23 protein-coding genes are annotated in these 19,328 nt (G+C 47.4%); 16 read left to right on the top strand and 7 right to left on the bottom strand.

All coding sequences use genetic code 11. From position 1 onward, the window contains the following. Nucleotides 1–197 precede the first annotated feature (197 nt). Entirely contained in the window at nt 198–713 is a 516-nt protein-coding gene (locus M1D59_RS04265; protein ID WP_020450564.1) for a type 1 glutamine amidotransferase domain-containing protein, read from the top strand. A gap of 38 nt (nt 714–751) precedes the next feature. Here M1D59_RS04265 and M1D59_RS04270 read toward each other — a convergent pair whose 3' ends face one another. Both M1D59_RS04270 and M1D59_RS04275 read right to left on the bottom strand, forming a co-directional pair. Further along, complete coding sequence (locus M1D59_RS04270; protein WP_020450565.1) at nt 752–967, bottom strand: DUF1128 domain-containing protein; 216 nt, start codon at nt 965–967, stop codon at nt 752–754. Nucleotides 968–1,058: 91 nt separating this feature from the next. Beyond that, nucleotides 1,059–2,417, bottom strand: a complete 1,359-nt coding sequence (locus M1D59_RS04275; RefSeq protein ID WP_023855866.1) for an alanine/glycine:cation symporter family protein — start codon at nt 2,415–2,417, stop codon at nt 1,059–1,061. A 183-nt stretch (nt 2,418–2,600) separates the two neighbouring features. Between M1D59_RS04275 and M1D59_RS04280 the strand changes: the two genes are divergently transcribed. The 3 genes from M1D59_RS04280 to M1D59_RS04290 are packed head-to-tail and all read left to right on the top strand — an operon-like array spanning nt 2,601 to nt 4,257. Next, a complete protein-coding gene (locus M1D59_RS04280; RefSeq protein WP_025810251.1) occupies nt 2,601–3,071 on the top strand; it encodes a low molecular weight protein-tyrosine-phosphatase in 471 nt (156 codons plus the stop codon). A 23-nt stretch (nt 3,072–3,094) separates the two neighbouring features. Beyond that, nucleotides 3,095–3,445: a hypothetical protein gene (locus M1D59_RS04285; RefSeq protein WP_458117824.1), complete on the top strand. Its 351-nt coding sequence runs from the start codon at nt 3,095–3,097 to the stop codon at nt 3,443–3,445. Next, nucleotides 3,442–4,257 carry a YihY/virulence factor BrkB family protein gene (locus M1D59_RS04290; RefSeq protein ID WP_020450569.1) on the top strand — a complete coding sequence of 272 codons (816 nt, stop codon included), beginning with the start codon at nt 3,442–3,444 and terminating at the stop codon, nt 4,255–4,257. The genes M1D59_RS04285 and M1D59_RS04290 overlap by 4 nt, the downstream gene beginning before the upstream one ends. Nucleotides 4,258–4,468: 211 nt before the next feature. On the opposite strand, the gene M1D59_RS04295 is transcribed toward M1D59_RS04290, so the two are convergent. Beyond that, nucleotides 4,469–5,647: an MFS transporter gene (locus tag M1D59_RS04295; RefSeq protein ID WP_023855869.1), complete on the bottom strand. Its 1,179-nt coding sequence runs from the start codon at nt 5,645–5,647 to the stop codon at nt 4,469–4,471. A gap of 100 nt (nt 5,648–5,747) precedes the next feature. Here M1D59_RS04295 and M1D59_RS04300 point away from each other — a divergent pair, with 100 nt between their 5' ends. The 3 genes from M1D59_RS04300 to M1D59_RS04310 all read left to right on the top strand — a co-directional run bounded on the left by M1D59_RS04300 (nt 5,748) and on the right by M1D59_RS04310 (nt 8,146). Next, nucleotides 5,748–6,128, top strand: coding sequence for an OsmC family protein (locus M1D59_RS04300; protein ID WP_020450571.1), 381 nt, complete (start codon nt 5,748–5,750; stop codon nt 6,126–6,128). A gap of 104 nt (nt 6,129–6,232) precedes the next feature. Continuing rightward, complete coding sequence (cax, locus tag M1D59_RS04305) at nt 6,233–7,288, top strand: calcium/proton exchanger (protein WP_080131282.1); 1,056 nt, start codon at nt 6,233–6,235, stop codon at nt 7,286–7,288. Nucleotides 7,289–7,354: 66 nt separating this feature from the next. Continuing rightward, entirely contained in the window at nt 7,355–8,146 is a 792-nt protein-coding gene (locus tag M1D59_RS04310) for a YfkD famly protein (protein ID WP_020450573.1), read from the top strand. Between the two features lie 231 nt (nt 8,147–8,377). Here the strand turns inward: M1D59_RS04310 and yfkAB are convergent, their stop codons facing one another. Beyond that, nucleotides 8,378–9,499: a radical SAM/CxCxxxxC motif protein YfkAB gene (yfkAB, locus tag M1D59_RS04315; RefSeq protein ID WP_080131283.1), complete on the bottom strand. Its 1,122-nt coding sequence runs from the start codon at nt 9,497–9,499 to the stop codon at nt 8,378–8,380. Nucleotides 9,500–9,642: 143 nt separating this feature from the next. Between yfkAB and M1D59_RS04320 the strand changes: the two genes are divergently transcribed. The 3 genes from M1D59_RS04320 (at nt 9,643) to M1D59_RS04330 (ending at nt 12,007) form a co-directional block, all read left to right on the top strand. Further along, nucleotides 9,643–9,828 carry an SE1561 family protein gene (locus M1D59_RS04320; protein WP_003179806.1) on the top strand — a complete coding sequence of 62 codons (186 nt, stop codon included), beginning with the start codon at nt 9,643–9,645 and terminating at the stop codon, nt 9,826–9,828. Between the two features lie 109 nt (nt 9,829–9,937). Next, the gene (pdaA, locus tag M1D59_RS04325) at nt 9,938–10,729 is read left to right on the top strand and encodes a delta-lactam-biosynthetic de-N-acetylase (RefSeq protein ID WP_025810242.1); all 792 of its coding nucleotides are present in this window, start codon (nt 9,938–9,940) and stop codon (nt 10,727–10,729) included. Between the two features lie 174 nt (nt 10,730–10,903). Beyond that, on the top strand, nt 10,904–12,007 hold the full coding sequence (locus M1D59_RS04330; protein WP_023855873.1) for a glycerol dehydrogenase: 1,104 nt from the start codon (nt 10,904–10,906) through the stop codon (nt 12,005–12,007). A gap of 178 nt (nt 12,008–12,185) precedes the next feature. Here M1D59_RS04330 and M1D59_RS04335 read toward each other — a convergent pair whose 3' ends face one another. Together M1D59_RS04335 and corA are read right to left on the bottom strand one after the other, a co-directional pair. Then, a complete protein-coding gene (locus M1D59_RS04335; protein WP_149169176.1) occupies nt 12,186–12,782 on the bottom strand; it encodes a hypothetical protein in 597 nt (198 codons plus the stop codon). Between the two features lie 57 nt (nt 12,783–12,839). Continuing rightward, complete coding sequence (gene corA, locus M1D59_RS04340) at nt 12,840–13,802, bottom strand: magnesium/cobalt transporter CorA (RefSeq protein WP_023855875.1); 963 nt, start codon at nt 13,800–13,802, stop codon at nt 12,840–12,842. Between the two features lie 134 nt (nt 13,803–13,936). On the opposite strand from corA, the gene M1D59_RS04345 reads away from it, so the two are divergent. The 6 genes from M1D59_RS04345 to M1D59_RS04370 all read left to right on the top strand — a co-directional run bounded on the left by M1D59_RS04345 (nt 13,937) and on the right by M1D59_RS04370 (nt 18,721). After that, nucleotides 13,937–14,800 (top strand): DNA-3-methyladenine glycosylase family protein, encoded by an 864-nt coding sequence (locus tag M1D59_RS04345; RefSeq protein ID WP_023855876.1) that lies wholly within the window; start codon nt 13,937–13,939, stop codon nt 14,798–14,800. Between the two features lie 2 nt (nt 14,801–14,802). Next, the gene (gene rlmD / locus M1D59_RS04350; protein WP_249175949.1) at nt 14,803–16,209 is read left to right on the top strand and encodes a 23S rRNA (uracil(1939)-C(5))-methyltransferase RlmD; all 1,407 of its coding nucleotides are present in this window, start codon (nt 14,803–14,805) and stop codon (nt 16,207–16,209) included. Between the two features lie 50 nt (nt 16,210–16,259). Continuing rightward, complete coding sequence (locus M1D59_RS04355) at nt 16,260–16,730, top strand: DUF6884 domain-containing protein (protein ID WP_223254885.1); 471 nt, start codon at nt 16,260–16,262, stop codon at nt 16,728–16,730. 216 nt (nt 16,731–16,946) lie between these two features. After that, nucleotides 16,947–17,441, top strand: coding sequence for an RNA polymerase sigma factor (locus tag M1D59_RS04360; RefSeq protein ID WP_023855879.1), 495 nt, complete (start codon nt 16,947–16,949; stop codon nt 17,439–17,441). Continuing rightward, nucleotides 17,431–17,994 (top strand): hypothetical protein, encoded by a 564-nt coding sequence (locus M1D59_RS04365; protein WP_023855880.1) that lies wholly within the window; start codon nt 17,431–17,433, stop codon nt 17,992–17,994. Before M1D59_RS04360 ends, M1D59_RS04365 begins: the two co-directional genes overlap by 11 nt. A gap of 1 nt (nt 17,995) precedes the next feature. Beyond that, complete coding sequence (locus M1D59_RS04370; protein ID WP_020450584.1) at nt 17,996–18,721, top strand: YfjL-like protein; 726 nt, start codon at nt 17,996–17,998, stop codon at nt 18,719–18,721. 29 nt (nt 18,722–18,750) lie between these two features. Here M1D59_RS04370 and M1D59_RS04375 read toward each other — a convergent pair whose 3' ends face one another. Further along, the gene (locus tag M1D59_RS04375) at nt 18,751–19,326 is read right to left on the bottom strand and encodes a TetR/AcrR family transcriptional regulator (protein WP_025810226.1); all 576 of its coding nucleotides are present in this window, start codon (nt 19,324–19,326) and stop codon (nt 18,751–18,753) included. Between the last annotated feature and the right edge of the window lie 2 nt (nt 19,327–19,328).

A 19,328-nucleotide genomic window follows, 5' to 3' on the forward strand; every position in this document is an offset into this window, starting at 1 on the left:
TATTGTAAGAACTTTTTGTAAAGTTTTGTAGAACTTTCGTTGCGAATATTGTAAACACTCAGAAAATGATTCCAAAGTCTGTCCCTGTCTGCCGGGTGACTTAGGTACTTTGTCGCGAGGAACGTGCGGATGTTTTATTTAGTGTGGCAGGGGGAAATGGATTTATGTAGACAGAAGCTTTTGGGAGGGTGATCAATATGAGCAAAAACATTGCAGTTGTTCTGACAGATTACTTTGAGGATTCGGAGTATACCGAGCCTGCGAAAGCGTTCAAAGACGCCGGGCACCAGCTTACGGTTATTGAAAAAGAGAAAGGCAAAACGCTGAAAGGCAAGCAAGGCGAGGCGCAAGTGGAAACAGATGCGTCCATTGATGAAGTCAGCCCGGCCGATTTTGACGCGCTGTTGATTCCGGGCGGATTTTCGCCGGATATTCTCAGAGCCGACCAGCGTTTCGTATCGTTTGCGAAATCCTTTATGGATGACAAAAAACCGGTGTTTGCGATCTGCCACGGCCCGCAGCTTTTAATCACCGCCAAGGCTCTGGACGGACGCAGTGCAACAGGCTACACATCGATTCAAGTCGATTTGGAAAACGCCGGGGTTCAATTTAAGGATGAGGAAGTTGTCGTCTGCCAGAACCAGCTTGTCACAAGCCGGACGCCTGACGACATCCCTGCGTTTACACGCGAATCTTTGAAGCTGCTCGGCTAATGAAAAAGACCGGAATAGATTTCCGGTCTTTTTTATGTTTATTTTCGGAGTGCAGCCAGTTCCTCTGCGATTGCCTGCATTTCGCTCGGACTGAAAGATTTCTTTTTCATCACCATTTTGTGCAGGTATTCAAGATCTTCAAGCTTTTCATTGCTGAAGGCTTCAGCTTTGATGACGCCGATGTTCAGCATGTTTAGTTTTTGCGAGATCTCTTCGATCATTTTGTTAAGCTCGGCTGTTTTCTGCTCTGACAAGAAGGCACATCCTTTCTCACTGATTTTGTAGTCTTTATTGTAACAGAATTAAGCGAGAAGAAAAGGACGGCTGTCAAAAAGCATCTCCGGCTTAAACGGATACGCTGTTTTGCTTTTCCGCTTTTTCGGCTTTGATTTTGGCAAGGATCTGTTTGGACTCATAGATGACAATCCCTGTCAAACCGAGCAGGCCGATCAGGTTCGGTATCGCCATCAGACCGTTCAGCATATCGGCGAGCGCCCAGACAAAGTCATTTTTAAAGACCGCTCCGAAAAAGACGGCGATCACAAAGATGACACGGTAGACGATCGCATATTTTTCATTCAGCAGGTAGGTGAAGCATTTTTCTCCGTAGTACGACCAGCCCAAAATCGTCGAATAAGCGAACAGCAGCAGACCGATCGCAACGATTGTCGATCCCGCAGGGCCGAGAAAATGTGCGAATGTCATCGATGTCAGCGCATCGTTTTTTTCTGTCAGATACATGTTTCCCATGACAATCGATATCCCCGTAATCGAGCAGACAATCAATGTGTCGATGAAAACCTGGGTCATAGAGACAAGCGCTTGGCGAGCCGGCATATCAGTTTTTGCCGCGGCTGCCGCGATCGGCGCCGAGCCGAGCCCTGCTTCATTTGAAAATACGCCCCGCGCCACGCCCCAGCGGATCACGGTTCCGATCGCGCCTCCTGCCACGGCCTGGCCGGTAAACGCGTCAGAAAAAATTAAACCGACCGCGCCGGGGACAAGTTCAAAGTTTGTGACAAGAATGATCAATCCGGCGATGACATAAAATAAAGCCATGATCGGCACGAACAGCGAGGTGACTTTGCCGATGCTTTTAATCCCACCGAGAATGACAAGTGCTGTAAAAATCGTGACAATGATTCCGGTTACCCAGGCAGGCACGGAAAATGTGGAGCTCATGACTCCGGATACAGAATTTGACTGAACCATATTGCCTATTCCGAAAGCGGCAAGCGCCCCGAATATGGCAAATAACACACCAAGCCACTTTTGCTTGAGGCCGTGTTCCAAATAATACATCGGGCCGCCTGACATTTCGCCGTTTTTGTCTTTCACGCGGAATCTGACAGCAAGCACCGCTTCGGCATATTTCGTGGCCATTCCGAAAAAGGCGGCGAGCCACATCCAAAACACGGCGCCAGGCCCTCCGGCAATGACAGCTGAGGCGACACCGACGATATTCCCGGTACCGACCGTAGCGGCAAGGGCAGTCATCAACGCCTGAAAGTGGGAAATATCGCCTTCGGAGGATTTATCCTGACGTCTTGAAAAGGCAAGCTTTAATGAGTAAGGCAAAAGTCTGATCTGCAAAAAAGCCAGCCTGAAAGTCAAATAAATACCTGTTCCAACAATGAGGATCAAAAGCGGAGGTCCCCATAAAAAACCGTTCATTGTATCTACAATATGTGAAATAAAATCCATAGGCGAAATATCCCCCTTTAATTTTGTGTCTAACTAGAATATTCTGAAAGTTTGTTAGATTTGTCAATAGCATTGTCATCTTTTCTTCCCAAAGTTGAAAAAAACAAAAAAATCTTTAGTATAAAAGCAAAAGTGTTTTTTCTTTCTGAAATGTGGGGAAAGAATAGAGGAGGCTCTTGTTTGATGATCAAAGTGCTATTTGTCTGCCTCGGCAATATTTGCCGCTCTCCGATGGCAGAAGCTGTATTTAACGACATGCTCAAAAAAAGCGGACTGGAGGACCGAATTGAAGCCGATTCGGCGGGGACGGGGAACTGGCATGTCGGAAAACCGCCTCATGAAGGCACACGGTCGCTGCTATCTGCAAAAAAGATAAGCTGCGAAGGCCTTTACGCGAGGCAGATTACCGACAAAGACCCGGAAGCGTTCGATTATATCATCGCGATGGATGCCGAAAACGCTGGCCATGTGAGAAGCCTTGCCGGCTACGGGAGCAAAGCCGTCATCCGGAGGCTGCTCGACTATGTCGAGGACTGTGAGACGGCAGATGTTCCTGATCCATACTACACCGGGAACTTTGATGAGGTGTACGAACTCGTCGCGAAAGGATGCAGCGAATTGCTAAAGGACATTCGAAAAGAACACAAATTATAAAAAAACGAAGGGAGAGATTTTTTATGAAAAACGACCGCGTTTTCATCAGAAATATCCTCCTCGGCGCTTCGGTCGGGGCGGTTATGTCACTGCTGCACAAACCGACCAGAGAAGCGTGCGGCGCAAAGCTTGACGCGTGCAAAAACAAAGTCCGCCTTTACCGCGCAAATCCCGGAATGTTCACCGAATGCGTGAAAGAAAAAATGGACGAAGCCAAAAAACTGACCGCTTCCATATCGGACGATTTAAACTTCTTAAATCAACAGATGAAAGAACTGAAAGAGACGACGCCAAAAGTGATCGGTCTGATCGAGGAAACGAGGGATCACTTCACAGCTAAATCCAAAGGGCGTACGGAGCCGGAAAAAGAATGAGCTTTTTGAAAGAGCTGGCTTGGCGTTTTTTCCTTCATGAAGGGCCGAGCAAATCGGCGGAACTTGCCTACTTTTTCCTGCTGTCCCTGTTTCCGTTTATGATTTTCCTATTGACTTTGATCGGCTACCTGCCTGTCAAAACGGGCGATGTCATCGGGCTGATTGAACAGTATGCTCCAGAAGACACGATGTCCGTTATTGAAGAGACGCTCAATACAGGAAACAGGGGCCTGCTTTCTTTCGGGATCATCGCGGCGCTCTGGTCTGCGTCAAACGGATTGAACGCGATTGTCAGGGCCTTTAATCATGCTTATGAAGTGGAGGAAAACCGCTCATTCATCATGGTTCGGCTGACATCACTCCTCCTGACCGCCGCGATGGTTTTCACCATATTGGTCGCGCTTCTTCTTCCGGTATTCGGGAGGGCCATCGGCCATTTCATCGCCAATCTGGACGGTACGCCGGAAATGTTTCTAGCGGCATGGTCAGCGCTCCGCTGGGGAATCAGCCCGCTTGTGCTGCTGATCGTCTTTACGGCTTTATACTTTTTTGCCCCGAACAAGCGGCTGTCATTTAAATTCGTGCTTCCGGGAGCCGTTGCAGCGACAGCCGGCTGGATCCTCGTCAGCATGCTGTTTTCATACTACGTCAGCGAATTTGCAAACTACAGCGCGACATACGGAAGCCTCGGCGGCATCATCGTCCTGATGATCTGGTTTTATTTAAGCGGAATGATGATTATTCTTGGAGGGGAGATCAACGCCCTTTTACATAAACGTAAAATCATTCCTGAAGAAAATCCGCGGAAATGAGCAATCTATAAAAGAACGTTTCATGAGTTCAAAAGCGGAGGGATCAACATGACAAAACACACGAAAAAAGGCGGCAGCCATAATAAACAAAATTCAAAGCAAAGTTCGAAAAACAAAACGAGCGGAAGCGCCAACGGACAAAACGGATATCATTAAAACTGCCTGACGTTTTCGAAAAGGCCGGCTGCCTATAGTAAGCAGCCGGCCTTTTTTACATTGGCGCCGCCTCAGATTGTTCGAGAGCGCCGTTTTTCTTCGTTCTGCCAAAGAGCACCCCGATCCAGATCAACACCATCACGATTGTAATCAAATAAAACAGATTGCTGTTATGAAATGTCTGCATATACCAGCCGCCGGCAACCGGGCCGAAAATGCTTCCGAAGCTGAAGGTGATTCCGCACATCAAGTTTCCGGCCGGGAGAAGGCGTTTTGGAAGCAGGTCGGCCATAAAGCTGATGCCGAGTGAAAAAGTTGATCCAACAGCCATTCCGGCTATGAAAAAACATGCCGCAAGCAAGGGGACGGAATCGGAAAAGCCCGCCGCAAAGAAGCAGCCTGCCCCGACAGCCAATATAACAAGGAGCACATTTCGTCTTCCATACTTGTCGCTCAACACGCCGAGCGGATACTGAAAGACGATGCTTCCGATCGCAAAAGCCGGAAGAATAATTGATAGGCCTTCGACGGAAATGCCCGAGCGGAGCGCGTAGACGGGAAAATTGCCGTTCAGGGCGGTTTCCAAAAAGCCGTAGCCGAATGTCGGCAAAAACGCGACCCATCCTAGCAGAAAGGCTTGGACGAAGCGCTTCAAGCTGTTATCGCTGCGGCTTTCAGAGCCGCTTTTCTCAGGAAAATCGTTTTGAAGGCAAAAAATAAACAGCCACGCCAGCAGGCTGAATGCACCTGAGACGATAAACGGCAATGACGGGGCAATGTTGACAAGCGGCGTTAAAAAAGGACCGGCAGCAAATCCCAAACCAAACGAAAGGCCGTACAAAGAGATATTGCGGCCGCGGTTTTTTTCAGACGATAATGTGGTCACCCAAGTTTGCGTTGAAAAGTGCAGCATATGATCCCCGATTCCAATCAAGAGCCGTAAAAAGAACCAGACGATAAACGACTGAATAAAAACAAAGGCGAACAAACTCGCGCACACCATCACCCCGCCGATGACGATCAGCGGTTTAAAACCGAGCCTGCGAAGCGGTGCTTCCATAAACGGCGAAGCGATCAGGACGCCGATGTAGAGGCCTGTCGCATGAAGACCGTTCAGCGCAGCCGAATGGCCTTCCTGTTCGAAAATAACAGAGATGACCGGAAGGAGCATCCCTTGCGAAAAACCTGATATACTGACAATCAAAACGAGAATGAAAAAGTGAAATCTAGTCATCGGCCGATTCTCCTTATCCGTAATCCTTCTTTGATCGTACAACTTTCACAAGTTTTTAGGCAAGGCGATTTTTCTTTTTCTGTCAAAAGAGGTGTGAATCATGGAAATCGTGTGGAATCAGAACGGCTTTGAGGCTGATCTGGAATATGGAAAGCTTAAGATATCAGGCAATGAAGAAGCAGGATTCAGGCCTTATCAATTGCTGGCCGCTTCGATTGCGGCATGCAGCGGAACCGTTCTTCATAACATATTGGAAAAGAAAAGGATACAGCTGAAAGATATGACCATCGAGACAAAAGAAGAACGCATTTCCGAAGAGGCGGGCCGCATCAAAAGCATCCATCTTCACTTCATATTGAAGGGAGAAAACCTCGGTGCAGAACAAATTCAAAAGGCGCTGAAAGTAGCGATGAAAAATTGTGCCATGGTGAGATCTGTTGAAAACAGCATCAAGATCATCGAAACATTTCAGATTCGCTGATGTTTAAAAACCTGCGTCAATGCGGAATAGATCAGTATGCCGTATATAAACTGAAAAGTTCGCACAAAAATAACCTACACCAAAAAAGAAAAGAGGAATGAAAAATGGGCCGTTTTTTCTTTTGGATGATGGCTGCGGGAGTTCCCCTTTCTGTCGCAGGGAGCATGTTGCATTGGCCGCAGGTTTTATTGTTCATCATATACTGCCTGACGATTATCGCGCTTGCAAGCTATATGGGAAGAGCCACCGAAAGCCTTGCGATTATTGCGGGTCCGAGGATCGGGGGCCTTTTAAATGCGACGTTCGGAAACGCCGTTGAGCTGATCATTTCGATCTTCGCGTTGCGGGAAGGACTGACCGGCATTGTGCTCGCATCGCTGACAGGATCTGTCCTCGGCAACCTTCTTCTGGTCGCCGGCCTGTCGTTTTTCATCGGGGGCCTGAAATATAAGCGCCAGGAATTCAACGTGTATGATGCGAGACACAATTCAGGTTTGCTCATGTTCGCGGTGATTGTCGCTTTCGTCATCCCAGAAGTATTTTCAGCCGAAATGACAGAGCCGAGGAAGCTGTCGATGAGCGTCGGCATCAGCATCATCATGATTTTGCTTTACCTGGCAGCGCTTTATTTCAAGCTTGTCAGCCACCGCGGGGTTTACCAGACGAATCAAAATGAGCGGGAAGAATCGCATGAAGAGCCGGAATGGTCGGGAAAGAGGGCAACATTGATTTTATTTTTGGCGACCATTGCCGTTGCCTACATTTCCGAGCACCTCGTCCACACATTTGATACGGTGGCCGAACAATTCGGCTGGTCGGAGCTTTTCATCGGGGTCATCATTGTCGCGATCGTCGGAAACGCGGCAGAGCATGCTTCTGCCGTCATTATGGCCTATAAGGACAAAATGGATGTCGCAGTTGAAATTGCGATCGGATCAACGCTGCAGATCGCGATGTTTGTCGCACCCGTTCTTGTGATCAGCTCTTTGTTTTTTCCAGTGAGCATGCCGCTCGTCTTTACCTTGCCGGAACTCGTCGCCATGGCTTCCGCCGTCCTTTTGATGATCGTCATTTCAAACGACGGGGATACGAACTGGTTTGAGGGTGCGACATTGCTGGCTGCTTATATCATCATGGGAATCGGTTTTTTCCTTCTTTAAAAAAATTGGGATAAACGGAGAGCATCCGGAAAACAATAAGGGAAAAGAAACAGAAAGAGTGATAGTATGAAAAAGCTTTTGTGTTTTACGCTAACTGCGTTTTTATCCTTTAGTTTTTTCGCTGTACAGGAAGCTGATGCAGCCAAGCCGATCAAGATTCCAAGCTCTGTCACGAATATTTCCAAAGAGAACACATACCCTAACGCCTCCCAGGATCAGCCGAGGCTGCAGCCGAGCGAACTGGCTGAAGAGCTGCTGAAAACAACCGATATCGCGATTGAAAATCCGCATCTCATCAAAATGCTGAATGAGTCAAGCATTTCCGGCACACCGCTGGCAATCGGCTACAGAGCGACGATCTATTTGGGCAGATGGGCGCTCGGGTATACCTCGAATGAAACCGTTGCGAACTGGGAATACCGCAAAATCAACACAAACCGCTTTGACAACCGGGGCGGGAAAGCACCTGCCGAACTCACGTATTCCCAGGAACAGACGAGCAAAATCAAAGGCGGCTTAACAGCGAAAGTCCCGAAAGCGGACGATGTCAAAAACATGATGATGCTTGAAGCCATGGAAAAAACAAAGCTGCCGCTCGCCTTTGAAACAGTCGTCGGCGCCGGCACAAAACGCGATCAGATTTATAAAGTGCAGCCGAAAAAGCTGGGGAATTTACACGCCTATGCACCTGCCGTCAATGAAAAAGGGAAGGTCACCTACGGTGAAGTGTACATTGTATTAAAAGGCAACAAAAGAAAGCTGGTCGTCAAAAATATCACCTCGCAAGGAATCGGCGCCTGGATTCCTGTACAGGATCACCTCACATTCGGCTTTCAGCTCAGCCATCAGCCGAAATAAAAAAGCAAGCCTTTTGCGGCTTGCTTTCAGCGTGTCGAGAAACCCTCGCATTCGTTGTCAGGCCTGCGCGTCGATGCTCACGAATTCCAACATTCGCTCCGCTCCGATGCTCGGCCTTCCTAGACTGCAAGGGTTTTCAATCACGCTGAAAGGATGACAAAATCCCAAAACAAAAAGTCGTTTTGGGATCTTGTCAACAATCTGAAAGCAAGCCTTTTGCGGCTTGCTTTTTCATACTCTTGCTGTTCTGGAAGTAAAATCAACATCTTGATAATAGCTGTTTTTGACGAGCACATTCGGCCCGAGGCATCGGACGTGCGGGCAGTGGCAGTTGAGCTCCTTGGCAAGCTCTGTTTTTCTCCACTTCGCATAGGCGCTTGGCAGGCTGTCGGTTTGAATGTTGCCGAGCGGCGGAGTATCTCCGAAATCGGTCACGATGATATTGCCGTCAAAAATATTGACGTTCAGGCGCGATCTGCCGTCAGGGTCGTTTCTGACCGTGACATTTTTCGCTTCGCGCAGCCGCTGTAAAAGAGCGTGGTCTTCAGGATCAGGGCTGCACGCGTAAAACGGCAGGGTGCCGAACAGCATCCACGTATTTTCGTCGCGAATGTCAAGAAGGCGGTGGATCGCTTTCCTCATGTCTTGTAAGCTTAAAGATTCAAGCGCGCTTGCAAAATCGCTCGGATACATCGGGTGAACCTCATGGCGCTGGCATTTCATGTCTTCGACAATTTGCCGGTGAATATGCTCGATGTGAGGAAGCGTCCGTTTGTTGAGCATCGTCTCGGCGGATACCATAACCCCTTCATCAACAAGCGTCCGGCTGTTTTCGATCATTTTTTCGAAATAGCGCGCCCGCTGGGCATACGTCGGCTTTTTATCCATCATGGCGAAGCCGATTTCTGCAAAGTCTTCGACTGTTCCCCAGTTGTGGGAAATATGAAGCACATCAAGGTAGGGGATGATCAGCTCGTAGCGCCCGATATCGAGCGTCAAGTTTGAGTTGATCTGCGTCCGCACGCCGCGTTCATGAGCGTATTTTAATAAAGGAACGACATATTCCTTTACGGATTTTAATGAAAGCATCGGCTCGCCGCCAGTAATGCTTAAAGAACGAAGGCGGGGAATCTCATCAAGCCGTTTCAACAGAAGGCTGACGGGCAGCGCGTCCGGGTCCTTCGTCTGGAGCGTATACCCGACGGCGCAGTGCTCGCAGCGCATATTGCAAAGAGTCGTCGTCGTAAATTCAACGTTCGTCAGCTGTATATCTCCATATTGGTCAACGTCCATGTAGGCTTCCCAAGGATCATATTCCGGGGTAATCGGACGAACCTGCGTTTTTTCTGTCATGACATATCTAACTCCTTTATGATAGGACATACTAATATAGCCCAACTATTCATTTTAGACCTGATCCTTGAGGCGTGCAAGTCATGGATGATTGAAAAAAGGCCGTTTATAGGCTACGATAAAGGAACAAAAGGAGGAGAATCATGGGTAACGCAGTACATGACAAAGAACAGCAAGTCAATTATTTAAAAAACAGATTGGATATGTTTATGTCAGTCATCGATTCTTTAGACCCGGAATCGACCGACCTTGAAGATATTGACAGACTGATCAGCATGCTCGACGACTTGGAAGCCAAATACGAGCGCTTTAAAAAAGACTGGAAATAAAACCGCTGCATTCTTTGCCGCGGTTTTTTTGTTTTCCAAGTGTTGCTTGGTATGAAAAGCTCAGCCCTTCTGCACAATAAGAAAAAATAAAACTGGGAGCGAGAAGATGATGAAACGATTCTTTGCCTTATGCTGCGGATTCCTGCTGATGCTGGCCTTCAGCGGCAATGCTGAAGCGATTTCCAACAAGGCGATCCATTGGGGCTTTTCAAAAAGCAAAAACCATCGGCCGGCAGATGCGGGACAAGAGCTGAACAGCCTTTTGCAGCAGTACGACGCCTTTTATTTGGGCAACACAAAGGAAAAAACGATCTATCTGACCTTTGATAACGGCTATGAAAATGGCTACACCCCTAAGGTGCTAGATGTTCTGAAAAAACAAAACGTCAAAGCTGCCTTTTTTGTGACGGGCCATTTTGTCAAAGATCAGCCGGAGCTGATCAAGCGAATGGCCGAGGAAGGACATATCATCGGGAATCATTCCTATCACCATCCGGATCTCACGACGAAAACAAGCCGCGTGATACAAGAGGAATTGGAATCGGTCGATGAGGAGGTTTACAAAATCACAGGCGAAAAAAACAATCTCTACCTGAGGCCGCCTCGGGGCGTTTTCAGCGAGCGGGTGCTTGAAGAAACGAAAAAGCTCGGTTATCAAACGGTATTCTGGTCTGTTGCTTTTGTCGATTGGAAAATCAATGCCCAAAAAGGGTGGCGCTATGCGTACGACAATATGATGAAACAGGCCCATCCCGGCGCCGTCTATTTGCTTCACACCGTCTCGAAAGACAATGCCGAAGCGCTTGATCAGGCGATCACCGACTTAAAAAAAGAAGGCTATACATTTAAAAGCCTTGATGACCTGATGTTTGAAAAATCTATGATGCTAAAGCCCTTTTGAAAGAAATGCCCCGGACGCTGAGACGGGGTTTTTGCTTTGAGCGGAAAAGTTGATGGTTCAGGCTCTTTTATTTCCCCTAGTCAATTCCATAGAATAAAAATCCATTCTATATACATATATTACTAGATTTAAAAAGAAAATAGGTATATCATTGATAGTGAAGGGGGAATTACCATGTCAAAATTAGTAAAATCAGTCACATCGCCTAAAAAATTTATTACAGGAAAACGACTCCTTGAGAACTTGAACGATTACATTGAAGATTATGGTGATCACGCATATATCATTTGCGATGAATTCATTTTGGAACGCGCTCAAAAAGAAGCGGGGAATTCGATTCAGAAAGCCGGCAATCAAGCTGTTTTTGAAAAATTCAATTACGAATGCACACAGGAAGAAATCGATCGTAACCGGGAGCTTGCACGCAATGCAGGCGCTAATATCATCGTTGGGATCGGCGGGGGAAAAACGCTTGATACAGCAAAGGCCACCGCTTATTACGAGAAGCTGCCGGTTGTGATTTTCCCGACAATTGCTTCAACAGATGCTCCATGTACGGCCCTTGCTGTCATTTATAAACATGACGGATCGTTTGATCGATATCTGTTTTTGCCGACGAACCCAGATGTCGTTCTCGCGGATTCTGACATTTTGGCATCCGCGCCGCCGCGCTTTTTCGCAGCCGGTATCGGAGACGCCTTGGCGACGTATTTTGAAGCGCGCGCCTGCTTTAAAGCAAACGGCGACAACCTCGTGCTGATGAAGCCTTCAACAACTGGATTGGGACTTGCCCGCCTGTGCTATGATACGCTATTGGAAAACGGCGTAAAAGCGATGCAGGCGATCAAGCATGGCGTTTCTACACGCGCCGTTGAAGACACAATTGAAGCGACCATCTATTTAAGCGGCGTCGGCGCCGAATCAGGCGGTCTTGCCGCCGCACATGCGATCCACAATGGAATGACAGCCGTTCCTTCTCTGCACAGAGCTCAGCACGGCGAAAAAGTCACGTTCGGCCTTTTGGCACAGCTCGTTCTTGAAAACGCGCCGGCCGAAGAGCTGGAGACCGTCATTGACTTTATCAAAGGCGTCGGTCTGCCGTTGACATTAAAAGACCTCGGAGTCGACGAATTTATCGAAGAAGAATGGCGCCAAGTCGCTCAAAGCGCTTGCGCAGAAGGCGACACAATGGGCAACATGCCGTTCCCAGTCACCCCTGACGATGTCTACAATGCGATCGTCGCCGCCAACGCGATTGCAGAATCTTATCGCGATTAATAGACGAAAAGCCGCTTCCGTGAAGGAGCGGCTTTTTTCTTTGAGGTTTGTCTATTATTTTGTGAAGCGGCTGTTTGCAGTTCGTTTTTTCTGTATACCTTTTACTTCTAAACCTTCTCTTCCATGTAATATTTTTAAAAGTTTCCAAAAGCGTGCTGCTTGACTCGAGTGAAGTCGCTCATTTCACCACTTCAACCTTCATCCTCGGCTCTTCTTCTATCCCTGATTCATACACATCCTCATTTCCCGGAGCCTTAAAGGTGACGCTGTACGTCTCTTGTGAATGCGGAGACAGTTCCAGCTCTTCCGGCTGAAAGTCAAATTCGCTCGTTATATCAGGGATGAGCTGGATGCGTTCGGTCTTTTTTCCGTAATTGTTCACTTTCACCTCACAGTCCATGTTTCCTTCCTCCATATCGCTCTGATAGCTGCAAGTGCTTCTCTTTTTCATATATTCCACGGCATCATCGCCTTGTGCATTCCATTTTTGAAAGAGCATCAGCTGTTCTGTGACCAGCGGGTAAAATACTGAAATGCCGATAATAAACAAAAACAGCTTAAAGCGGATCCACGGTACTTCATAATAATGGCGCCACGCCATAATGAAGCCGATGATGAGCATCAACATGCAGATCAGAACCACTAAATTGCGGACAGGCAGTCTGAAAAAGTCCGAAAGCGCGTCTGCAGCAGACACGCTTTGATGATTTTCGGCGCTAATCAACAAGCCGAGAACGATCAAGAAGATGCCAACAAGCCCTGTATGTACCTTCATTTCTTTCCCCCCTCAGTTATAGAAATAGTCGAACAGAGAGGAAAAAGGTTTCCGGTTTTACTTGAAAATGTCAAACCATCCTTTATGCCGGAACCAGAAGATCATGCCGGCGACAACGGCTCCCATCATGACGAGGATGAAAAAATAGCCGTAGCGCCAATGCAGTTCAGGCATGTTGTCAAAGTTCATGCCGTACACTCCGGCAATAAAGGTGAGCGGAATAAAAATCGTTGAGACGATCGTCAGCGTCATCATAATGGCGTTCATCCGGTTGGAGTTGAGCGTCTGGTAGCTGTCCCTTAAATCGGCGGTCATGTCGCGGTTGTTTTCGACGATTTCGGTCAGCTTCAAGAGGTGGTCGTAAATGTCGCTGTAATACGCTTTTCGTTCGCGGTTTTCTTTTGAAATTTCAATGTTTAAAATCCGGTAAAGCAAATCCCGCATCGGAATGATTGTTTTCCTAAGCTTTAGAAGGTCGCTCCGGATATCAAACACTTCATTCATCAGCGTTCCATACGTTTTTCTGCTGTCGCTTTCAGCAATTTCATTGAGGCGGTCTTCTATTTTGTAAAGAATCGGGAAATATTCGTCCACAAGCTGATCCATGACCATATAGGCGATATGGCTCGGTCCTTTTTTCCACAACTCGCTGTTTTCCGAAAGCTGTCTTCTTACTTTTTCAATACCGTCTGAACGATGAAAGTGAAATGTGACGATAAAATCTTTTCCAACGAATAAGTCAACTTCTTCAGACGCCAGCGTCCTTTGATTCAACGCGTGTATGACGAAAAAAAGATATTCTTCGTATTGATCAAGCTTCGGACGCTGCAAATGATGAACGCAGTCCTCAACTGCTAAAGGGTGAAAGTGAAACTGACTTTTGAGTAAAGAGACTTCTTCATCCGAAGGCTGATCGAAGTCCGTCCAGTACCACTCAATATCTTGATCTGTCAGCCTTTCTGCTTTGATGTCGGTAGATAAAAGTTTTCCGTCCTTTGTCATCGCAAAATGTTTAATCATCGGCACCCCTCCGCTTCCATAGGATGCTGCGATGCCCTGTGATTCATTCGGTGAAAAAATAAAATGTTGTTCTTTTTTAAGAGAATTTGAAACATGGTATACTGTGGACAAAGAAGAAAAAGGGATGGGAAGCGATGTGGAAGGAAACTGTAAGCGTATCACCGCCGTATCATTTTGACCGCGTCTTGGACAGGCTTTCGCTTGATCCGCTCAATGCGGTCAACCTCGACAAAAGGGAGGTCAAGCTGCCGCTCCGCAATCAAAACAAAGAGCCCCGGATTGTCGCTGTGCAGGCGACGGGAACTGTCGAAGCCCCGGCGTTTGCCGTCAGCGGTACAGACGATCGAGACGCCATGATGAAAGAAGTGAAACGGATCTTCAGATGGGAGGAAAATCTTCAGCCTGTACTGGATCACTTTTCACAATCAAGCTTGTCATCAATTTTCGCAGAGCATGCCGGAACGCCGCTGGTGCTCGATTTTCATTTGTATCATTGCTTGATGAAATGCATGATCCACCAGCAGCTTAATCTGTCTTTTGCTTATACGCTCACAGAGCGGTTCGTTCACACTTATGGAGAGCAAAAGGACGGGGTCTGGTTTTATCCGCTTCCCGAAACGATTGCACAGCTCGACTATAACGACTTGCGCGAACTTCAGTTCAGCATGCGGAAGGCTGAATACGTCATCGATACATCAAGAATGATCGCAGACGGCCGTTTAAATCTTGATGAGCTTGATCAATTATCAGATGAAGATATTATGGAAAAGCTGGTGAAAATAAGAGGCATCGGCCCGTGGACCGTCCAAAACGTTCTGCTGTTCGGACTCGGCCGTCCCAATCTGTTTCCGGCCGCCGATATCGGCATCCAAAATGCCATCAAACGCCATTTTGGCTTAAACGATAAACCGACAAAAGAACAAATGCTTGAAATGAGCAAAGAATGGCACCCTTATTTAAGCTATGCTTCCTTGTATTTATGGAGGAGCATTGAGTAGAAATGGAGAGAACATCAGTGAAACGTGACAAAAAAGGATCATCAGCAGAATTAAAAGTCGGACAGCAATTTCCGCTGACGATCAAGCGCCTCGGCATCAATGGCGAAGGCGTCGGCTACTTCAAGAAAAAAGTCGTCTTCGTCCCCGGCGCACTGCCGGGTGAAGAAGTCGTCGTCGAGGCGACAAAGGTTCATCAGAAATTTTCCGAAGGGCGGGTCAAAAAGGTGCGCAAGCGTTCAGAGCACCGCGTCAAGCCGCCCTGCATCATCTATGAGCAATGCGGGGGCTGCCAGCTCCAGCATCTGGCTTATGAAGAGCAGCTGAAAGGAAAACGGGACATCGTCATTCAATCGCTCGAACGGCACACCCGTTTTGACATCGGCAAAATGGACATCAGGCCGACGATCGGCATGGAAAACCCGTGGCACTACCGGAATAAAAGCCAGTTTCAACTCGGGCTTTCGAAAAATGGAAAGATGGTAGCAGGGCTGTACGGCCTTGACTCACACCGGCTTGTCCCGATTACGGAATGCATCGTTCAGCATCCGGCGACGAACAAAACGACACAAACCGTCAAGCAGATTCTTGAAGACTTCGGCATTTCCGTCTACAACGAACGGAAGCGAACGGGCGACGTCCGCACGATCGTGACGAGGGTCGGCTTTGAGACGGGGGAAGTGCAGGTTGTCATTGTCACGTCAAAAGAAGACCTGCCGCGCAAGGAGCTCATTGCAGAAGAAATCAAAAAGCGTCTGCCTGAAGTGACATCCGTAATTCAAAACGTCAACAAAGCCAAGACATCGGTTATCTTCGGCGATGATACAAGGCTCCTAGCCGGCAATATGGTCATTCAGGAATTTCTCGGCGAGGTTACGTTTGAGCTGAGCGCCCGCGCTTTTTTTCAGCTTAATCCGATCCAGACGGTCAAGCTGTATGACGAAGTGAAAAAAGCGGCGAAACTGAGCGGGCGCGAAAAAGTCGTCGATGCCTACTGCGGCGTCGGCACAATCGGAATGTGGATCGCCGACGGAGCAAAAGAAATCCGCGGCATGGACGTTATCAAAGAATCGATCGATGACGCCAACCAAAATGCCAAAAAGCACGGAATTGATAATGCGCGTTATGTCACAGGAACGGCGGAGCACTGGCTGCCGAAATGGACTAAAGAAGGCTTCAGGCCTGACGTCGTCATCGTCGATCCGCCAAGAACTGGCTGTGACCGCACCTTCCTTGATACGATCAGGCAGGTTAAGCCGAAGCGGTTCGTTTATGTCTCATGCAATCCGTCAACACTTGCGAAAGATTTGCAGTACTTAGCGAAGGATTACCATGTCGAATACATTCAGCCTGTCGATATGTTTCCGCAGACGGCGCACGTCGAATCGGTCGTATCGCTGAAGCTGAAATAAAACGCCTTTTTAAAGGCGTTTTTTAGCGGAACCAAAAGGGGGGACATATGATGAAAAGACTCTGCATCATCCCGTGCGGGGCGAAGAAAATCTGGGATGTCGATCCGGGCATCGGCCCGTCTACCGCAAAGGATGTCTATCTGAGTCCGTTTCATCGGGCGTGCCGCGCATATGCGCAGACGTTTTTTGCGGATTGGGTGATTCTTTCAGCAAAACACGGTTTTTTAAAACCGGAAGATATCGTTCCTGAAAACTATGATGTCACATTCGGGATGGACCACCCGGAGATTATGGCGGATGATGAGCTGAAGGCGCAAGGTGAACGGAAAAACTTGATGGATTATGACGAAATCGTTATGCTCGGCGGGAAAAAATACAGGCCTGTTTTGAGGAACGTGTTTGGCAGCCGCCAGCAGATCACTTACCCGCTGGCGGGCTATCGGGGAATCGGCTATATGCTCCAGGCGCTGAAGCGGGCTGTCGATGAAGGCCGGGAGCTTAGTGAACCTGAAAACAACTGAAGAGAAAGTGAGTTTTTTAAAATCGCTGGCGGGTTTGCCTGAATAAGGGCAGGGCATGATCTGGAAGGCATTTGTTTGGTGGCTGGGATATCCGGAGGCAAAATGAAATATTCATTTTTGCCTCTTTTTTTATGCGATTTTTTGTAACAAAAAGAGGTTCAGCGGTACTAATAAGTGAATGGAAAAATAGCGGCAGCCCAGCCGGGGAGGGGCTTTATGAAGCTTGAGGAAGTCTACAAGAGTATTCAGCCTTCCGTTTATGCCTTTTTCTACGTTAAGACATTTCATAAAGAAACAGCGGAAGATTTAACACAGGAAGTATTTTATCAGGCTGTGAAAGGCTATCATACATTTTCGGGAAAGTCGACAATCAAAACATGGGTGTTTGCGATTGCTAAAAATGTGTTGAAAAAACACTTTCGTTCAGGAGCGTCAAAAGCCGGGACAAACACGATATTTCAGCATGAGGAAGCGGCTTGCTTATCTCCTGAAGAACACCTTCTGAAAACCGAGAAAGAGCGGCGGCTTCTCGAGGAAATCAACCGGCTTGATGAGGCTTCAAAGGAAATTGTCACCCTCCGTATCTACGGAGAATTATCATTTAAAGAAATCGGCATGCTCACAGGCAAAACTGAAAACTATGCCAGGGTCGGGTTTCACAGAGCAAAGCTCAAGCTACAGCAAGAAATGGAGGGCTATGATGAAGGATAAGGAACGCAGTGTATTCAAAGATTTGCTTCCTTTATACCATGAGGGGCTGTTAAGCAAAGAGTCGGCTGAATGGATTGAGGAAGCGGCCGAAAACGATGAAGAGCTTCAAAAGCTTTTGAAGATGACGGAGGCCGAGCTTCCGAAGGAACATATCGAATCGACTGTTCATGAAAGTCAAATGTTTAAAAAAATCAATCGGAAGCTCTCCTTGTACCAATTGATGTTTACAGCCATTTCGTTTTTTCTCGCGATTCACACATCCCTGTTAAATGAGAGCTTCGGCTTTATTTTGTGGTACGCCGTGCTTGGGCTTGCGGTGTACTTGTTTTACCGGGATATGAAACTTGTGATTCTCCTCTCCTTTGCGCCGATTTTCATTTGGGGGATGGGGGATATTCTGGCCGGCTGGGATGCAGCCGACGGTACAGGGGTTGTGGAGCACCTGCTGTATTCTGTCTTTGGCGCTTTCATGCTTGCTGTTATTCACTGTTTTTTCGCCGCGGCCGGGATGATGATCGGATGGCTGTTCTTAAAGCTGAAAGAAAGTAGTTGATATGATGAAAAAGAAAATCTTGTATAGCGTATTGATCGTGCTGCTCGTTTCTTTTGTGCTTGCCGCATATAACGCCTTCAACGGAAATCCCGTAAGCAAGAAGCTGTCTCAAACGGCGCTTGAGCATTATTTGACTGACCGCTATCCTGAAAAAGACTTGCGGATCGACAGCGGGCTTTATAATTTCAAGTTCTCCGAATATGTATTTGAAGTCACGGATACCGGCGATCAAAAGCGCAAAGATCCCTATCTGTTTTCTTTGAGAGGGTTTGTTCAACCAGAAGTACACACGGACGGTATCTATGAAGAGAACCTCAACGAACCGCTGATGGAGCGGCTTGGAGAAGAAGCCGGAAAAGAAATCAAAACGTTTTTATCGAAAAGCATAAACCATCTGAAAGACGTTGACGTGCATGTGGAAGTATTAAAAGGAAAGCTGAAAGAGGACGCAAAATGGGAGAAAAGCCTCCGCTTAGAGCGGCCGATGGAGATTCATATTTTACTTGATGCCGCAAATGCCGACCGAAAAGACGTATACAAAACGGCGCAAAAGATTCAGCGCCTGTTGAATGAAGAAAGGTACGACTATGAAAGCGTGACGATTAATGCCAACATTTTTGAGGGGGAAGATATCAAAGACGACGAGACCGGCTATGTCAAATACAGCACCTTCTTTGAAAAAAATACGGATACCAGGCTGAAGGATGTTGAGGAGCTAAATGAGTAGCGGTCCATCCTTCAGTCTGAAAGGTTAGATCAGATGTGCAAACCGCCGCAGAAAGCGGCGGTTATCTGTTTAATATAAGTGTCTTTAGCGACTTTTTGAAACCGGCCGTCAGCCAATGCGCCAGAAGAGAAGTATCCGTATAAAGATGACAGAAAAGCGAAGGCCTGTGAATCCGCATCTCCCTTTTTCATCAGGCTTTTGTCCTGCATCGTTTGAAAGTAGTCTGTTAAATAACGAAGGAGTTCTTCCATATGCTTTAACAGAGAACCGAAAAGATCAGTCATCCTTCCGCCGTCTTGAACAGCGATAAGGTAGAGGGGCTTGTTTTTTTCCATATGAAGCAAATACGATTCTGCAATCAATGTTAAGTCATTCTCCAGGTTCCAAGTGATATCATTTTCAAATACGCGCTGAAAGGCTGGTATATAAGAAAATTGCTGAACGGCCGCTTCCAAAAGTCCGAGCTTTGTGTTGAAGTGGCGATAGACCGTCATCTCGCTGACGCCTGAATGGAGCGCGATATCCTTTACCGTCACCGACTTGAAACCGTATTTTTGCATTAAGTCTAAAGCAGCAGATATGATCCGTTCGTTCGTCTCTTGCAAAG

The sequence above is a fragment of the Bacillus sp. PK6-026 genome (assembly GCF_054161455.1).

Coding starts and splice junctions, on each gene's coding strand:
- M1D59_RS04265 (WP_020450564.1), top strand. CDS start 198: ATGAGCAAAAACATTGCAGTTGTTCTGACAGATTACTTTGAGGATTCG.
- M1D59_RS04330 (WP_023855873.1), top strand. CDS start 10,904: ATGTCAAAATTAGTAAAATCAGTCACATCGCCTAAAAAATTTATTACA.
- yfkAB (WP_080131283.1), bottom strand. CDS start 9,499: ATGACAGAAAAAACGCAGGTTCGTCCGATTACCCCGGAATATGATCCT.
- M1D59_RS04365 (WP_023855880.1), top strand. CDS start 17,431: ATGAAGGATAAGGAACGCAGTGTATTCAAAGATTTGCTTCCTTTATAC.
- M1D59_RS04320 (WP_003179806.1), top strand. CDS start 9,643: ATGGGTAACGCAGTACATGACAAAGAACAGCAAGTCAATTATTTAAAA.
- M1D59_RS04370 (WP_020450584.1), top strand. CDS start 17,996: ATGATGAAAAAGAAAATCTTGTATAGCGTATTGATCGTGCTGCTCGTT.
- M1D59_RS04295 (WP_023855869.1), bottom strand. CDS start 5,647: ATGACTAGATTTCACTTTTTCATTCTCGTTTTGATTGTCAGTATATCA.
- M1D59_RS04275 (WP_023855866.1), bottom strand. CDS start 2,417: ATGGATTTTATTTCACATATTGTAGATACAATGAACGGTTTTTTATGG.
- pdaA (WP_025810242.1), top strand. CDS start 9,938: ATGAAACGATTCTTTGCCTTATGCTGCGGATTCCTGCTGATGCTGGCC.
- M1D59_RS04355 (WP_223254885.1), top strand. CDS start 16,260: ATGAAAAGACTCTGCATCATCCCGTGCGGGGCGAAGAAAATCTGGGAT.
- M1D59_RS04345 (WP_023855876.1), top strand. CDS start 13,937: ATGTGGAAGGAAACTGTAAGCGTATCACCGCCGTATCATTTTGACCGC.
- rlmD (WP_249175949.1), top strand. CDS start 14,803: ATGGAGAGAACATCAGTGAAACGTGACAAAAAAGGATCATCAGCAGAA.
- M1D59_RS04280 (WP_025810251.1), top strand. CDS start 2,601: ATGATCAAAGTGCTATTTGTCTGCCTCGGCAATATTTGCCGCTCTCCG.
- M1D59_RS04285 (WP_458117824.1), top strand. CDS start 3,095: ATGAAAAACGACCGCGTTTTCATCAGAAATATCCTCCTCGGCGCTTCG.
- M1D59_RS04360 (WP_023855879.1), top strand. CDS start 16,947: ATGAAGCTTGAGGAAGTCTACAAGAGTATTCAGCCTTCCGTTTATGCC.
- M1D59_RS04290 (WP_020450569.1), top strand. CDS start 3,442: ATGAGCTTTTTGAAAGAGCTGGCTTGGCGTTTTTTCCTTCATGAAGGG.
- corA (WP_023855875.1), bottom strand. CDS start 13,802: ATGATTAAACATTTTGCGATGACAAAGGACGGAAAACTTTTATCTACC.
- M1D59_RS04335 (WP_149169176.1), bottom strand. CDS start 12,782: ATGAAGGTACATACAGGGCTTGTTGGCATCTTCTTGATCGTTCTCGGC.
- M1D59_RS04300 (WP_020450571.1), top strand. CDS start 5,748: ATGGAAATCGTGTGGAATCAGAACGGCTTTGAGGCTGATCTGGAATAT.
- cax (WP_080131282.1), top strand. CDS start 6,233: ATGGGCCGTTTTTTCTTTTGGATGATGGCTGCGGGAGTTCCCCTTTCT.
- M1D59_RS04310 (WP_020450573.1), top strand. CDS start 7,355: ATGAAAAAGCTTTTGTGTTTTACGCTAACTGCGTTTTTATCCTTTAGT.